Raw genomic sequence first — 15,492 nt, 5'->3', positions numbered from 1 at the left:
GCCTAGCCCCCTGCATTCGCAAAACTGCTCTTGCGCGGCAGCCGGATCGTGAACTCCGTGAACGCGCCGGGCTCCGTCGCGACGTCGATCGTGCCGCCGTGCTGTTTCACCACGATGTCGTGGCTCATCGACAGTCCGAGGCCGGTGCCTTCGCCGGCCGGCTTGGTGGTGAAGAACGGATTGAACATCTTCTCCCTGACCTCGTCCGCAATGCCGATGCCGTTGTCGCGGATGCGGATCTCGATGCTGTCGCCGCGGTCGCGCGTCGCGGCGATCACCACCGGCTCGTAGTCGGCGGCGCCCTCGGCCTTGCGCTTGGTGACCGCGTGGAAGCCGTTCGAGATCAGATTTAGCAGCACCCGGGTGATCTCCTGCGGAAACACTTCGGCTTGCCCGGTCGCGGGATCGAGCTCGCGCTTCAGCGTCACGTCGAACCCCGGCTTCTCGGCGCGCGCGCCGTGATAGGCGAGGTTGAGGCTCTCTTCCACCAACGCGTTGATGTCGCTCAGCCCATGCTCGCCGCCGCCTTCGCGCGAATGCAGCAGCATGTTCTTGACGATGGAATCTGCCCGCCGCCCGTGCTGCACAACCTTTTGCAGATTGTCCTTCAGAAGCCCCGTGAGCTCGTCGACCTCCGCGCGGACCTCGTCTGCGAGCTTAACCGGCGCAAGTACCTCGTTCAGCTCGTCGGTCAGTTCGGAGGAGAGCGAAGCAAAATTGTTGACGAAGTTGAGCGGGTTCTTGATCTCATGCGCGATGCCGGCGGTGAGTTGGCCGAGTGATGCAAGCTTCTCGGTCTGGATTAGACGGTCCTGCGCGGCGCGCAGATCGTCGAGCGATTTGGCGAGCTCCTGCGTGCGGTCCTGCACCTCGTTGAACAGGCGCGTGTTCTCGACCGCGATCACGGCCTGGTCGGCAAAGGTCTTGAGCAGGTTGATCGCCTTGTCGGGGAAATGACCGGGCTCCGGCCGCGTGACGGCGATGGTGCCGATCGCGACGCCATCGCGCAGCATCGGCACCACGAGGATGCTGCGATAGCCTCGCGTCCGCGCCAGCTCCTTCATGGCCTCGGTGAGATCAGGTTCGCTCTGCATGTCGCTGCGGAACGCATATTGGCCGCTCCTTGCCACCCGGCTGTGAATGCCTGACGCCGATAGCGGCGTCGGGAACGAGCTGAGTAAATCCGCATTGCCGGCCTCGTTGTCGGTGGTGAAGGCCGCCAGATGCAGCATGCCGTCGATGACGCGGGTGACGGTGGAGGAGTGCCCGCCGATCAGCGCCTTGGCGCTGTCGGAGACGGCCTGGAACACCGGCGTGACATCGGCGGGCGAAGCCGCGATCACCTTGAGGATGTCGGCGGTCGCGGTCTGACGTTCCAGCGCTTCCCTGGTGGCGTTGAACAGGCTGACATTCTTGATCGCGATCACTGCCTGGTCGGCGAAAGTCTGCAGCAGTCGCACGTGATGCTCGGTGAAGCGGCCAATCGCCCGGCGCGTGGCGATGATGATGCCGATGGCTTCGCCCTCGCTCATCAACGGCGTGAACAGCATGCTGCGATAGCCGCGGGCGCGCGCGATGTCGCGCGCGGCCGGCTCGAGCTCGGTGTCGGGCAGTTGCGCCGCGGCGCCGTTGGCCACGAGCTGGTAAGGCGGGAATTGCGTGAACGCTACCGGAAACGAAGCCTGGAGCACGCGATCGCCCGCGGGATCGGTCGGCGTGAATGCCGCAATATGCGCGGCGCCGTCGACATAGCGCAGCACCGCCGTGGAGAAGCCGCCGATCAGGCGATTGGCGTTGGCGGCGATGGCCTCGAACACCGGCTGCACGTCGGAGGGCGAGGCAGCCATCACCTTGAGGATGTCGGCGGTTGCGGTCTGGCGCTCCAGCGCCTCGCGCGTCTCGTTGAACAGGTTCGCATTCTCGATTGCGATCACGGCCTGGTCGGCAAAGGTCTGGAGCAGCTGCACCAGATCGGGCGCGAACGCGCCGGGCTCGGCGCGCGTGACGCTGATCATGCCGACCGGCGCGCCCCGGTTCATCAGCGGCATGAACAGTACGCTGCGGAAGCCGCGCAGCCGCGCCAGCTCCCGGTTCAGCTCCGGGACGTCGGCGGCCTCGCTGTCGGGAAACTGGATCGTCTCGCCGTCGCGCACGAGCGCAAAAGTCGGGAAGTCCGCGATCTTGCGCGGGAACGACGCCTTGAGTCCTTCGTCCGCCTCCGGGCTGGTCGGCGTGAACGCCACGAGGTGCAGCTCATCGCCGATGAACTGAAGCACGGTGGCCGAAAAGCCGCCGAGCAGGCGCCTTGAGCTGGACGCGATCGCCGCGAAGACCGGCCGGGCGTCGGAGGGCGAGGCCGCGATGGTGCGCAGGATCTCGGCGCTGGCGTTCTGGCGATCACGCGCAACCGCAAGCTCGCCGCGCAGCCGTACATTCTCGGCTGCGGCCGACTGCAATCGGCGCTTGAGTTCCTCGATTTCGTTGGAAGGGGTGGTCATTCCTAATCCGGCTTGATGCCGCGGCTTGCGCGGCACCGGGCCGGATTATCACATCTTCTGCGGCCGGAGCCAGCGCACGCGGCCTTGCCGCTGACGCCCGTTCCAGCTCACGTGCCCGGCCGCGACACCTCGGTTTCCTTGCTGGTGATGAACTCCAGCAGCACCGGCACGCCTTCCTGCGTCTTCTGGATGCCGCGCTTGATCGCGGGCACGATCTCCTCCGGACTCGTCACCCGCTCGCCATGGCCGCCGAAGGCGCGCGCCATCGCGGCGTAGTCGCCGGAAATGTCGGTCGAGCGATATTTCTCGGTCGAGACCGGCATCACCTTCAATTCGATCGCCATCGAGAAATTGTTGAGCAGGATCGACATGATCGGGATGCGCTCGCGCACTGCGGTCTCGAAATCCATGCCGGTAAAGCCAATCGCCGCATCGCCCCAGACATTGATGCAGAGCTTGTCCGGCTTTGCGAGCTTGGCGCCCATCGCGAGCCCAAGGCCATAGCCGAGCTGTGTCGTCTTGCCCCAGCCGAGATAGGTGAGGGGCTCGACCGATTTCCAGAACGGCGAGAGCTGGTCGCGCGGGCTGCCGGCATCATGCGTGATGATGGTGTTGTGGATGTCGACGGTGTGCTGAAGATCCCACAGCACGCGATAGGGGCTGAGCGGCGCGTCATTGCTGGTAAGTTTCGGCATCCATTTCGCCAGCCACTCCTTGTGCGAGGCCGCAATCTCGGCCGCGACCGCCGAGGCGTCGCGATCGGATGTAACCGACTTGCCGACCTCCTCCAGCAGCGCATCGAGCACGAGGCCGGCATCGCCGACGAGGCCGATCTTGGCTTCCACATCCTTGTTGAGGTGGTTCGGGTCGAGCGTGGAGTGGATGATGGTCTTGCCCTTCGGCATCGCGATGCCGAAATTGGTCTCGGTGAAGGAGCAGCCGATGCCGAAGATGACGTCGGCTTCTGCTAGAAACTTCGGCACTGCGCGCGGCACCGCGAGCCCGCCCGAGCCGAGCGAGAGCGGATGCGTTTCCGGAAACGACGACTTGCCGCCAAGGCTGGTGGTGACGGGGATCGCCAGCCGCTCGGCGAGCCGTTTCAGTTGCGGCCACGCCTGCGCGTAATGCACACCCTGGCCGGCATAGATCACCGGCCGTTTTGCATTCACGAGCAGGCTGGCTGCTTCCTTCACGTGAACAGGGTCGGCGCCGTAGCGGGTGCGCAGCACCGGCGTGTAGTTCAGCGGCTCCGGCACCTCCTCGTTCCACATATCGGAGGGGATCTCGACGATGACAGGCCCGCCGCGGCCGTTCTTCAGCTTGGTGAAGGCGCGGCGAAAGATGTTGGCGACTTCGGCGGCGAGAATGATTGGCTCGGAGGATTTCGCGAACGGCTTCATCGCCTCGCTGGAATTGAAGTTCGGCTCGATATGCGCAAGCCGGCGCTGATAGCCCATCGGCAGCACCAGCACGGGAACGGATTCGCCGAAGCACTGCGCAACGCCGCCCATCGCGTTCTCCGCGCCCGGCCCATGCTGCATGCAGAACGCGCCGATGCTGCGGCCCGACGTCACCCGCGAGATCGCATCCGCCATATGGATGCCGACACGCTCCTGCCGCACCATCACGGGTCGGATCTCGGCTTTCGCCGCATGCTCGATCAGATGGTTGACCGGATAGCCGCAGAGGATCTCGATCCCCTCACGCCGCATGATTTCCGCAATGGCGGTGCCGAGCTTCATGGCGTCTCTCTCCCTGGGCAGGCCGGTTGGTCCGGCTGATTGGAGGAGAGAGGATCAGGAAATTGGAGAGGCGTAAAGCGCAGTTGATCGCGCCTGCAGGTAGGTCTGCCATGCAGCAGGTGTGCAAGGACCGTCGTCGCCACTCTGCGGTTCGCAGTGTCCTCGCCAAATCGATCAAGATGTCGCGCGACGAGAAGGCGCACTCACGCAATGCACTGCTGTCGAAAGAGGCAGCTCAACGCATGCAGGCTGCCCCCAAAATGCAAACTCGCCGCGGTTATCGTGCAAATTTGAAAGTGAGCGCAGATGCGATGGGGATTCGGTTTGACAGTGTTGAAGCTTCGAAGGCACGCTAGTTCCAACATTGCGAAGGGACACATCGACATGATCGAGCTCACCGTCAATGGGATCAAGCACAGGGTCGATGTCGTTCCCGAGATGCCTCTGTTGTGGGTGCTGCGTGACGAGCTCGGTATCACCAGTCCCAAATACGGCTGCGGGGTCGCGCAATGCGGCGCCTGCACCGTCCAGATCGACGGAATGGCGGTCCGATCCTGTCAGTCGCATATCGGCGAGGTCGCCGGTAAGTCGGTCATCACGATCGAAGGCTTGGACAAAAGAGAGCAGCACCCGGTCCTTCAGGCCTGGATCGAGCATCAGGTCCCGCAATGCGGCTACTGCCAGACCGGCCAGATCATGCAGGCCATCTCGCTTCTTGAGCTGATCTCCCGGCCGACGGACGAGCAGATCGATCAGGTGATGTCCGGCAATCTCTGCCGCTGCGGTACCTATCCCCGCATTCGCGCCGCGATCCATGCGGCGGCCAACAAGATGGCGGAGAAGTGAGATGGGCCACATGCAGAGTCTTTCGCGTCGGGCCTTCGTTTTCGGCTCCGCCGCCGTCGCCGGCGGCATCGCCTTCGGCGCCTACGGCAATGCCGAGGCCGCAACGCCGAGCGCTAATGGCAATCCGTTGGCTGCCGGCCTCGGGCCGGACTCCGTGACCTTCAATCCCTGGGTCGAGATCAGTCCGGACAAGATCACGCTCATCGCCCAGCACGCCGACATCGGCCAGGGCGTCGGCTCGGCGCAGCCGATCATGATCGCCGAAGAGATGGACCTCGATCCCGGTCAGTTCGAAATCCGGTTTGCAGGGCCTAGCCCGGCCTATTTCAACACGGGTTTTGCAGATGAGTTCGCGCCGTTCCTGGCGGCCGACCAGAGTTCGGCGGCCGAGGAAGCGCGCGCCGCTGTCCTCGAAAATCTCAGAAAATCCGGCCTGCAAATGACCGGCGGGTCGAGCACGATCCCGGACACCTATGAAAAGCTGCGCGTTGCCGGCGCTGTCGCGCGCGAGACGCTGAAGGCGGCTGCGGCCAAACGTTCCGGCATTGCTGTGGCCGACCTCCGCACCCAATCCGGCCATGTGATCCTGCTGGGCGGAACCAAGATCGCCTATGTCGAGCTCGCGGCGGAGGCCGCAAAAGTACCTCCGGTGCTCGATGCCAAGCCGCGCGACCCGTCCAAATGGCGCATGCTGGGTAAGCCGATGACGCGCCTCGACGTTCGCGCGAAGGTCATGGGCGAGTTGAAGTTCGGCATCGACCAGAAGATGGACAGCATGCTGTACGCCTCCGTCAAGCTGAACCCCAACAAGGGACAACCGCTGAAATCGTACGACGCCAGCAAGGCGCGGTCGATGCCGGGGGTCAAGAAGATCCTCGAAATCAAGAATGGCGTTGCGGCGATCGCCACGAACAGCTGGTACGCGATCAAAGCGGCCGACGCGATCGCTTGCGAGTGGGCGCCGTCAGTGTATCCCGCCGAGCAAGCCGACCATTGGAAAGTTCTGGAATCCTCGTTCAAGCCCGAATTCCTGGGCAAGGAGTGGCGGAAGATCGGCGATGTCGAAGCCGGCCTGAAGACGGGCACACGCGTCGAGGCCGAGTATCGCGCGCCCTATGTGGCTCATCAGCCGCTCGAGCCGCTCAATGGGATCGGCCTCGTTACCGACAAGGGGATGGAGATCTGGGTCGGTCACCAGAGCCCCCAATTCGTGCAGCATGTCGCTGCGACGGCGATCGGTCTGAAGCCGGAACAGGTCACCTTCCACAATCAGTGGAGTGGCGGCAGTTTTGGCCATCGTCTCGAATACGAGAACGTGCGTGTTCTCGCCGAGATCGCAAACCAGATGCGCGGGACGCCGATCAAGCTGGTGTTCTCGCGCGAGGAAGATTTTCTCCAGGACATTCCGCGACAGATTGCGATCGCCCGGCATAGGGGAAGCGTCGACAAGGGCAAGATCGTCGCGGCCGATTTGCAACTGGCCTCGACGGCTCCGCTCAAGGGGCTGCTTGAGCGTTCGGGCATTCCTTCGAAGGATCCCGATGGTCAATTGGCTGCCGGCCTGTGGAACGTCTATTACGACATCCCCAATTTCCGGGCCACGACCTATGAGGCGCAGGGCTTGTCGCCGAGCACCACGTGGCGGTCAGTCGGAGCCTCGACGGCCGGCTTCTTCACCGAAAGCTTCATCGACGAACTGATCCATGCGGCGGGCCTCGATCCGATGAAGGCGCGCATCGAGATGTGCGCCGTTCCGACCTACCGCAAGCTGCTTGAGACGCTCGCTGAAATGTCGGATTGGAAGGGACCGCTCGGGAACGGCCGAGGACGAGGCGTCGCGTTCGTCGAAGCCTTTGGGACACCGACAGCCGAAGTCGTCGAGGTCACGAAGACCGACAGCGGCATCAGGATCGATAAGGTCTGGGTCGTGGTCGATGTCGGCAAGGTCGTCGATCCCGTCAACTTCGAGAACCAGGTGCAGGGCGGCGTCATCTGGGGACTGGGCCACGCCATCAACTGCGAGCTCACCTACGCAAAGGGCGCGGTGCAGCAGACCAATTACAACCACCACGAGGCCATGCGGATCTACCAATGCCCGGTCATCGAAGTTCGTGGGCTCGAGAACGATCCCAAAGTTCGCGGCGTCGGAGAGCCGCCTGTTCCGCCGGCCGCCCCCGCGCTCGCCAACGCGATCTTCGCGGCGACCGGACTGCGCATCCGTGAAATGCCCTTCAATAAGTTCATCGATTTCGTGTGAGGCAGGCCATGAAGGGATCTCTGATTGCGCTCGTCCTCGCCGGCGCGGCAATGGCCGCTCTCACGGGAATTGTCGTGGCCAAGGACGAGGCCGCCAAGAACGTGCTGCCGCCGGGCAGCGTCAGCCGCGCCGAGGGTCTGGAGGCCTGGAAGCGGATTGAAGCGGTGGTGACACATCCGCGTTGTGCCAATTGCCATGTCGATGCCAAGGCAATTCCGATCTGGACGCCGGCCGGCGAAACCAAACCGCGCGCGCATGGCATGAACATCCACGGCGGCGAGAGCCGCATCGGCGCGGAGGCGATCCCGTGTTCGACCTGTCACATGACCTCCACCCAGGCGAACGAGCCGGCACCATCGCCGCCGCGCGCCGGCATCGACTGGCAACTCGCTCCGGTCGATTTCATCTGGTTCGGCAAGAGCGGCGCCGAGATTTGCGCGCAGATGAAGGATCCCAAGCGCAATGGCGGTCGTGACGCCGCCGGTCTCGTCGAGCACTTGCGGCACGATGCGTCGCTGAGCGGCTTCATTCCGCGGGGCTGGGCGCCCGGGGCAGGCCGCGCGACGCCGCCGGGCACTTTCGAAGATCACGTCAAGGACATGGCCCTGTGGGGCGCCGCCGGACAACCCTGTCCGAACTAGCTTGCAATTGATCTCCGCGCGCGAGCAACAAACTTCCCTATTTGCAGTTCTTGCAAATCGTCAGCTTTCGTTGCAACGCCTCGTCGTCCTGATCGATCGACGACTGTCCGGCGAGGCCGCTTGTATCCGGATTGGACCTGGAGCCCTTTGCTGCGCGTGTCCTCACGGGCGGCGTCACCTGACTTGGGGTGTCATTGTCGTCGGTGCCGACGCTGAAGCCATCGTAGTCGGCGGCCGGATTCGGCACCTGTGGAAGCCCGCCGACCACAGGTGGCGAAGCCTCTCTGCCGGATGGCGCCGGCGGAATTCTTGAATTTGCGGCGCTCCCGCGTGGCGGCGATGCATTGGGCGGGGCAAGCGAAACCGGCGGCGCGGCCGAGGTCTGTCCTCTCGCGCCGTCGCCCGACCAGACGCCGACAAAAATGAGGCTGAGCGCCAACAGCGTCACGCTTCTCATCTGCATCCTTCAAGCAGCTCTGGTTCATCGATAGACAGCATGGCTCGTCGAGCCACGCCGCGGTTGCAGAGCGAGAATCCCGTAAGCAGACATTCGAGTCAATGGAACCGCGGCGTCGCTCCACACTCTGTCATTGCGAGCGCAGCGAAGCAATCCAGAGTCTTTCATCGGGCCGCGCTTTGCGCGGACCCGGTGGCTCTCAATGACGAGATTGGGGAGGCTGCATGCTCCGGCAAGGCCGCCGCAAGGCATGCTGAAGTCGACGCATAGGGACGTCGCGCCAGGCCAGGGCGGCCGTTACTTCAGCGACGAACTGATCGAGTTGAACTTGTTGTTGAGGAGCTGGCTGCCCGTGTTGTTCACAACGGTTACGATGGCCAGTGCAATGCCGGCGGCGATCAGGCCGTATTCGATGGCGGTGGCGCCAGTCTCATCGGCAAGGAAAGACCTAAGCAAACTCATTGCCAACTCCTCTTCATCCGAACCAATGTATGGCCGCGTCGTTTTCGAACTCGTAAATCGATCGAATAGATTTTATGCGCGCCAAAAGAATTAAATCCGGGCGAACGCGCCTCTGTTTCATACGGTGACATTCATTAAATTAAGGTTCCCTCATCCCATGCAAATGGATGCAAATCGGCGCACTCTCTGTGGCAGCCGCAGCGTGCTAGGAGGTGATCGCGGCGCTGGGGAGGCGGCGTTTCAGCATGGCGGTGAGGCGACCGACGAAGTCCTTCATCGTGCCCGGCTGCGACTGCGCCGTGCCCGCTGCCCGCTCACTCTCGGGCGCGTCGTTCAGGATGCTGATGTAGTTCTTTCTGACGTCCTGCTGCTGCACGGCACGCGAACCTTGGCTCGATCGGGGCTGGCACCATGCTGTGCGCAAGGACAACCGGTGCTTAATTTTGTCTCCCGTAGGAATACCCTGGTTCATGCGCAGAGCTCCGCCGTATCGGCAAACGACGGTCGCGCTTAACGGATTATTGAGCCTGTTCGTCGACGGCTCGGCAAGCATGCTGATCGAAGGGACCGACCATCGCTCTCATTCGCGCCGTCCGTCCGCATTCAGCGCCCGCAACATGGCGATGCGGGCGAACATCACCCAGCCCCCGCCGGTCTCGGCCGCATTGATCAAGGTCTCGATGGCGGTCTGCCAGTGCGCCTCGTGCTGGGCGTCCTCAGGCAGCTGCATGATGTAGTCCGCCGCCTCTTGAAGCGTGAGCAGCTTGCGTTTGTTGCTCACGCGAACCGGATCGTCGAACGCCGCCGACCAGGGCATGTCAGTCCGGCCGACCGGCGAGGGGGGACATCACGGCGCGATTGTTAGGTGCGATGCGTCTAGCTGGCCTTCTTCGCCCGCGCCGGCGCGCGCACCGGCTTATCGGCCTTCTTCGAAGCCTCCTTGGGCGCAGTCTTCGCCGCGGTGTCCTTGCCACCCTTGCCGGCGATCGGCAGCAGCATTTCGCGCTGGCCCTCGACGCGCTTCTTCGGCTTCTTGCCCTTGGCGGTCTCCTTGACGACCTTTGCCGCGGGCACCGCCTCCTTCTCGCTCGCGAGACTCTTCTTCAGCGCGTCCATCAGGTTGATGACATTGCCGCCGGTCTTCGGCGCTGCCTTGGCGGTGATCGGCATGCCGCTGCGCTTCTTGTTGATGAGATCGATCAGCGCGGTCTCGTAGTGATCCTCGAACAGCTCGGGCTCGAACGCGCCGGACTTCTTCTCGACAATGTGTTTTGCAAGGTCGAGCATATCCTTAGTCAGCTTCACGTCCTGGATGTCGTCGAAATACTCTGTTTCGCTCCGCACTTCGTAGGGATAGCGCAGCAGCGTGCCCATCAACCCGCTCTCGAGCGGCTCCAGCGCGATGATGTGCTCGCGGTTGGTCAGCACCACGCGGCCGATTGCGACCTTGTCCATGCTGCGGATGGTCTCGCGGATCACCGCATAGGCGTCGTGGCCGACCTTGCCGTCGGGCACGAGGTAATAGGGACGGATCAGATAGCGGTTGTCGATATCGGCCTTCGGCACGAACTCGTCGATCTCGATCGTGTGCGTGGAGTCCAGCGCGATGTCGTCGAGCTCGTCCTTGGTGACCTCGATATAGGTGTCGGTGTCGACCTTGTAGCCCTTGACGATGTCCTCGGACGTGACCTCGTCACCGGTCTCGGCGTCGACCTTGAGGTACTTGATCCGGTGGCCGGTCTTGCGGTTGATCTGGTTGAAGGAGACCTTCTCAGTATCCGAAGTGGCCGGATAGAGCGCGACCGGACAGGTCACGAGCGACAGACGCAGAAAACCCTTCCAATTGGCGCGGGGGGCCATGGGCTACTCCAAACGCAACGGGGACAGATGACAAGGATACCATCGGGGAACAACGAATCATAGCAAGACGGGTTGCTCAATCTTGCAACTGCGTTAACCGGCCGCTGGGCCTGCGGTTGCTGCCCGATCCGCGGGCAAAGGCCGGAACATCATATCCAATCACGCGTTGGCTCCGGATATCGGCTGCGAGGAGGTCGTGGCTATCTGAAGCGACATCCAAAGATTGAGGGCATCATGGCAACCACGCGAGAGCGGCATCAGATCGTGGAAACTCCGACCGAGGCCCGTCAGGGCGAGCCCGGGCCGTCGGTGGCAGCGCTGCTTGCCATCTCGACCGGCCTTGCGATCCTGATCCTCGCCGTCATCTGGTTCGTGTTCTTCCGGACCTGATCGGCCGGATCTGAACGTCTCGGACCTTCCTATTCGCCGCGTGACGCGGCACATTGCGCCCGCCATGCCGCCGGCTCGCCCGGTTGCCTGGCGGGCGCAGTCGCGTCGGCGCGTGGAAGGTCGTATATGACCAAAAAGTAACGTGCCGGTTCCCCGCGTTCATATTCAGTTCACGCCGGAATTGCTCATCTCTGGCCGTGGTCATGCAGCCTGTTCTTGCAGCCAATCTTTGGAGAGAAGCGTGCGCCTGCTCGTTGTTGAGGACGACCCTGATCTCAATCGCCAGCTCACCAAGGCGCTGACCGACGCTGGTTATGTCGTCGACCGCGCTTTCGACGGGGAGGAGGGGCACTATCTCGGCGACAACGAGCCTTATGACGCCGTGGTGCTCGACATCGGCCTGCCGAAGAAGGACGGCATCTCGGTGCTGGAGGCTTGGCGCCGCAACGGCCGCACCATGCCGGTCCTGATCCTCACCGCGCGTGATCGCTGGAGCGACAAGGTGCAGGGGTTCGACGCCGGCGCCGACGACTATGTCGCAAAGCCGTTCCACCTGGAGGAGGTGCTGGCGCGTATCCGCGCGCTGCTGCGCCGCTCGACCGGCCATGCCCAGAGCGAACTCAGCTGCGGCCCGGTCACGCTCGATACCAGGACCGGCCGGGTCAGCGTGTCAGGCAATCCCGTGAAGATGACCTCGCACGAATATCGGCTTCTGGCCTATCTGATGCACCATTCCGGGCGCGTGGTCTCCCGCACCGAGCTGGTCGAGCATCTCTACGACCAGGACTTTGACCGCGACTCCAACACCATCGAGGTCTTCGTCGGCCGCATCCGCAAGAAGCTCGACGTCGACATCATCCAGACCGTCCGTGGCCTCGGCTATCTTCTGACCCCGCCATCCCCCGGCGCTTGAAGCGCCTTGACGGACGGCCCGACAGGGGCCTTGGTCCGGTCATGACCGACGCCCTGCCATCCTGCGCCTCCCGGGATCGTCCCGATGCCCGCTAGCTCGCTTGCGAACCGCCTGTTCCTGTCGGCGACCGCCTGGCTCGTGGTGATCCTGGCCATCACCGGCGTGGTGCTGTCGTCGGTCTACAAGAACGCCACCGAACGCGCCTTCGACCGTCGTCTCAATCTCTATCTCCGCACGCTGATCGCCGAGGTCGCGACCCCCGACGAGCCGCCCGACCGCCAGTTCCAGTCGCTCGGCGAGCCCTTGTTCGAGCTGCCGCTGTCGGGCTGGTACTGGCAGATCACGCGGACCGACACCGAGAAGCCGGAGGTGCGCTCCTCGCGCTCGCTTTGGGACAAGAAACTGCCGAAGCTGGAAGAGCAGGGTGCCGAGCTCACCGCCGCCGGCATCCGGCTCGCTTATGTCGATGGTCCCGAAGGGCAGAACCTGCGCATGGTGGAGCGTCCGGTCGATCTCGGCGCCGACGGCAAGTTTCTTGTCAGCGTCGCCGGCGACGACACCGAGATTTTCGACGAGACGCGGAGCTTCGACTATTATCTCGGCGGCACGTTTACGGCGCTCGGCATCGTGCTGCTGCTGACCACCGTGTTCCAGGTCCGTTTTGGCCTGGCGCCGCTCAAGCGCATCTCGGAATCCATCGCCGACATCCGCTCCGGCCGGGCAGAGCGGCTCGAGGGCGAATTTCCGGTCGAGATCGCGCCTTTGGCGCGCGAGACCAATGCGCTGATCGACGCCAATCGCGAGATCGTCGAACGGGCGCGCACCCATGTCGGCAATCTCGCCCATGCCATCAAGACTCCGCTCTCGGTCATCGTCAACGAGGCCGGCGCCCACGCGGCCAATCCGTTCGCGTCCAAGGTGATGGAGCAGGCGGACGTGATGCGCGACCAGGTCGCCCATCATCTGGAGCGAGCCCGCATTGCGGCGCGGGTCTCGGTGGTCGCGACCGTGACGGAGGTGGCGCCCGCCATCGAGGCGCTGCGGCGGACCATGGAAAAGATCCATCGCGACCGCGGCATCGTGATCGAGGCCAAGGCCGATCCGTCTGTGAAGTTCCGGGGCGAGCGTCAGGATCTGGAGGAGATGGTCGGCAATCTCGTCGACAATGCCTGCAAATGGGCGGCCTCGCGCGTCTTCATCGAGGTTCTGGTCGAGACGCCGCACCAGACCGGCGCCGGCCCGCGTCTGCGGATCATCGTCGATGACGACGGCCGCGGCCTGTCGGAGACCGAGCGCGCCAAGGTCTCCCGGCGCGGCCAGCGGCTCGACGAATCCAAGCCCGGCTCGGGTCTGGGGCTGTCGATCGTGACCGACCTCGCCGCGCTCTATGGCGGTAGCCTCTCGCTCGGCGGCGCGCCGATCGGGGGCCTGCGGGCCGAGCTGGTCCTTCCCGGGCTATAATCCCTTGTTCGCACTTGGTTTTCCGTTGCGGCCGATACTCATCGCGGGGAAAACCGGGGCATTCGAGGCGACTTCCTAAACGGCTTCTTAAGTGGGGACCTCTTAAGATCGCGCCCGGACGCATCCCATGTCCGCCATTTTACCGTGCATGACCCGGGCGCATGAGCCAGACATCGATCGAGCGGCTGAGGGAATATCTCGCGCAGCTCCCGCCGCAGTCGCAGGCGCTGCTGATGCGGGAGTTCGAGCGCGCGCTGGAGCGTGGCCAGGACACGGCTGTCGCGACCCTCGTGCTCGAGCAGTTGCGCAAGATCGTCCGCAAGAGCGAAGCCGACCAGGCTCCGCCGCCGCGCACGGACGATCTGTCGCGCCTTCTGTTCCAAGTATTGGAACCGTTCCTGGTCGAGGCGGGCGCCCCGATCCGGGTCGGACAAATCCGCCGCTCCTCGCTGCATCCGATCTGGCAATGGCTCGGCCGTGACGGCGCGCCGGACAAGGTGAACGAATTCGAGGCGGCGCTGGCCCGCATGCCGGCAGACAGTGCCGGACAGGTCGAGGCGCTGGCCTCAAAGCTCCAGGCGGTGGCTGCGGACGCCATCTTCGCGCTGACGGGGCCCGGCGGCGGCGACAAGTCGCGCGCGCTCGCCCGTGTCGGCCCGCCGAACGTGATCGAGGATCTCTATTCGATCGGTGCGGTGCTCCAGGTCCGGGAAGCCATCGCCGCCCTGAACGAGAAGCTGCCGCGCTTCCTGCGCGCCTTCGGCGATTCCCAGATCGCCTCGGTGACGTCAGCGCTCAACATTCCGGTCCTCCAGACCCCGCAGATGCTGCCCTTCGCGCTGTCGATGGTGGTGCAGCGGATGACCGCGCCGTGGCAGATCATCCGCCTTGCCATCAAGATTGCCGCATCGGACGACGAGATCCGCGTCGCCGCAACGCCCTACGGTGCCGCCGTCACGATCGCCCTGCATGATTTGTCCTGTGTTGCCGCGATCCTGCGCATGGACATCAAGCGCGGCCATTTCGACAATGTCGCCGGCAATCTCAAGGCGCTGCATGACGGCGTGCGCGGCCTGCGCACCGAGCTCGACCTGCGCAACGATTCCGCCTGGGGCAAGCAGCTGGTCTCGATCCGGGCCGACATCTCCAATGCGCTGCAATCCGAGATCGACAGCGTTCCCGGCCGCGTTCGCCGCATCCTGCGCCAGCGGGCCGAGAAGGACATTCCGCCGGGGGCGCGAATCGACAGCACCGAGGTCGAGGAAACCGTGGCGCTGATCGATTTCGTCGCAACCTGTCGCAACTATGCGAGCGAGCTTGCGATCAACGAGGTGACGCTGCGCACCTATTCCGACCTCCAGCAATATGTCGAACGCTCGACCGAGCAGCTGGTGCAGTCGCTGCGCGCCGCCGATCACAAGGTCCGCACCTATCGGCAGCAGCAGGTGCAGGCCGCGATCCGCTTCTGCCAGGTGCTGTTCGGCGACGATTACGCCTCGCTGATGAGTCGTGCGGCAGAAAACGCGCTCACGGGCGAGCGCAAATCGTCGCGCGCAAGCTGATATAGGCGCATATTTTTGTGATCACAATTTGAGGTTGACGCTGTCGGCGGCGAGCCCTACGGTCTCGTGCAAGTCCGGGGAATTTCTATTTGTGGGCGCATGAAACCCATTATCAGCTCCATCGAAATCGAGAACCGCGTCATCACTGCCAAATATCAACGACTGATGGTCGGCGCGAAGGTGGTGCTGGTCGAGAAGGCAAGCGGTCGGCAACTGCCGGAGACAGTCACCTGGGTCGCCTCGCCGGTTCCGGTGGGGGCGTTGCGTATCAGAATGCCCGCTGCAATCCGGCCCGGAACATACTTCCTGAAGGCCTTCAACGGACACGGCGAGGATGCCGCGCAAAGTGCGGACTTCGAGATCGGCTAAGCCGTTGGAGTTTCACCGTTTCGGGCCGCGCGCG

Annotated in this window: 16 protein-coding genes; 9 read left to right on the top strand and 7 right to left on the bottom strand. The window is 63.8% G+C overall.

Going from position 1 to position 15,492, the window contains the following annotated elements; all coding sequences use genetic code 11:
- Positions 1-2: 2 nt before the first annotated feature.
- Together CWO91_RS15645 and CWO91_RS15640 are read right to left on the bottom strand one after the other, a co-directional pair.
- On the bottom strand, positions 3-2,498 hold the full coding sequence (locus tag CWO91_RS15645) for a GAF domain-containing sensor histidine kinase (RefSeq protein ID WP_165405489.1): 2,496 nt from the start codon (positions 2,496-2,498) through the stop codon (positions 3-5).
- Between the two features lie 107 nt (positions 2,499-2,605).
- Complete coding sequence (locus tag CWO91_RS15640; RefSeq protein ID WP_283810962.1) at positions 2,606-4,261, bottom strand: thiamine pyrophosphate-requiring protein; 1,656 nt, start codon at positions 4,259-4,261, stop codon at positions 2,606-2,608.
- A 41-nt stretch (positions 4,262-4,302) separates the two neighbouring features.
- Here CWO91_RS15640 and CWO91_RS15635 point away from each other — a divergent pair, with 41 nt between their 5' ends.
- The 4 genes from CWO91_RS15635 to CWO91_RS15620 are packed head-to-tail and all read left to right on the top strand — an operon-like array spanning position 4,303 to position 7,984.
- Positions 4,303-4,596, top strand: a complete 294-nt coding sequence (locus CWO91_RS15635; protein ID WP_130214233.1) for a hypothetical protein — start codon at positions 4,303-4,305, stop codon at positions 4,594-4,596.
- 28 nt (positions 4,597-4,624) lie between these two features.
- Positions 4,625-5,086 (top strand): (2Fe-2S)-binding protein, encoded by a 462-nt coding sequence (locus CWO91_RS15630; RefSeq protein ID WP_165405488.1) that lies wholly within the window; start codon positions 4,625-4,627, stop codon positions 5,084-5,086.
- 1 nt (position 5,087) lies between these two features.
- Positions 5,088-7,343, top strand: coding sequence for a xanthine dehydrogenase family protein molybdopterin-binding subunit (locus CWO91_RS15625; protein ID WP_130214232.1), 2,256 nt, complete (start codon positions 5,088-5,090; stop codon positions 7,341-7,343).
- 8 nt (positions 7,344-7,351) lie between these two features.
- On the top strand, positions 7,352-7,984 hold the full coding sequence (locus CWO91_RS15620; protein ID WP_130214231.1) for a hypothetical protein: 633 nt from the start codon (positions 7,352-7,354) through the stop codon (positions 7,982-7,984).
- A 37-nt stretch (positions 7,985-8,021) separates the two neighbouring features.
- Here the strand turns inward: CWO91_RS15620 and CWO91_RS15615 are convergent, their stop codons facing one another.
- From CWO91_RS15615 to CWO91_RS15595, 5 genes are all read right to left on the bottom strand, one after another.
- A complete protein-coding gene (locus CWO91_RS15615) occupies positions 8,022-8,441 on the bottom strand; it encodes a hypothetical protein (protein WP_130214230.1) in 420 nt (139 codons plus the stop codon).
- A 297-nt stretch (positions 8,442-8,738) separates the two neighbouring features.
- On the bottom strand, positions 8,739-8,903 hold the full coding sequence (locus CWO91_RS15610; protein WP_091890949.1) for a Flp family type IVb pilin: 165 nt from the start codon (positions 8,901-8,903) through the stop codon (positions 8,739-8,741).
- A gap of 205 nt (positions 8,904-9,108) precedes the next feature.
- Positions 9,109-9,375, bottom strand: coding sequence for a hypothetical protein (locus CWO91_RS15605; protein ID WP_130214229.1), 267 nt, complete (start codon positions 9,373-9,375; stop codon positions 9,109-9,111).
- A gap of 108 nt (positions 9,376-9,483) precedes the next feature.
- Complete coding sequence (locus CWO91_RS15600; protein WP_130214228.1) at positions 9,484-9,720, bottom strand: hypothetical protein; 237 nt, start codon at positions 9,718-9,720, stop codon at positions 9,484-9,486.
- A gap of 59 nt (positions 9,721-9,779) precedes the next feature.
- Positions 9,780-10,763 carry a Ku protein gene (locus CWO91_RS15595; protein WP_130214227.1) on the bottom strand — a complete coding sequence of 328 codons (984 nt, stop codon included), beginning with the start codon at positions 10,761-10,763 and terminating at the stop codon, positions 9,780-9,782.
- A gap of 234 nt (positions 10,764-10,997) precedes the next feature.
- Here CWO91_RS15595 and CWO91_RS42970 point away from each other — a divergent pair, with 234 nt between their 5' ends.
- From CWO91_RS42970 to CWO91_RS15575, 5 genes are all read left to right on the top strand, one after another.
- Complete coding sequence (locus CWO91_RS42970) at positions 10,998-11,153, top strand: hypothetical protein (protein ID WP_164934544.1); 156 nt, start codon at positions 10,998-11,000, stop codon at positions 11,151-11,153.
- A 241-nt stretch (positions 11,154-11,394) separates the two neighbouring features.
- Positions 11,395-12,066, top strand: coding sequence for a response regulator transcription factor (locus tag CWO91_RS15590; protein WP_128934932.1), 672 nt, complete (start codon positions 11,395-11,397; stop codon positions 12,064-12,066).
- Positions 12,067-12,150: 84 nt separating this feature from the next.
- Positions 12,151-13,527, top strand: coding sequence for a sensor histidine kinase (locus CWO91_RS15585; protein WP_130214226.1), 1,377 nt, complete (start codon positions 12,151-12,153; stop codon positions 13,525-13,527).
- A 161-nt stretch (positions 13,528-13,688) separates the two neighbouring features.
- The gene (locus CWO91_RS15580) at positions 13,689-15,089 is read left to right on the top strand and encodes a hypothetical protein (protein WP_130214225.1); all 1,401 of its coding nucleotides are present in this window, start codon (positions 13,689-13,691) and stop codon (positions 15,087-15,089) included.
- A 99-nt stretch (positions 15,090-15,188) separates the two neighbouring features.
- Positions 15,189-15,458 carry a hypothetical protein gene (locus CWO91_RS15575; RefSeq protein ID WP_130214224.1) on the top strand — a complete coding sequence of 90 codons (270 nt, stop codon included), beginning with the start codon at positions 15,189-15,191 and terminating at the stop codon, positions 15,456-15,458.
- The last annotated feature ends 34 nt before the right edge of the window (positions 15,459-15,492 follow it).

The sequence above is a fragment of the Bradyrhizobium genosp. SA-3 genome (genome assembly GCF_004212635.1).
Classification (GTDB): domain Bacteria; phylum Pseudomonadota; class Alphaproteobacteria; order Rhizobiales; family Xanthobacteraceae; genus Bradyrhizobium.
Note: the sequence above shows the minus strand (reverse complement) of the source record. Positions and strands in the feature narration are given on the sequence as shown.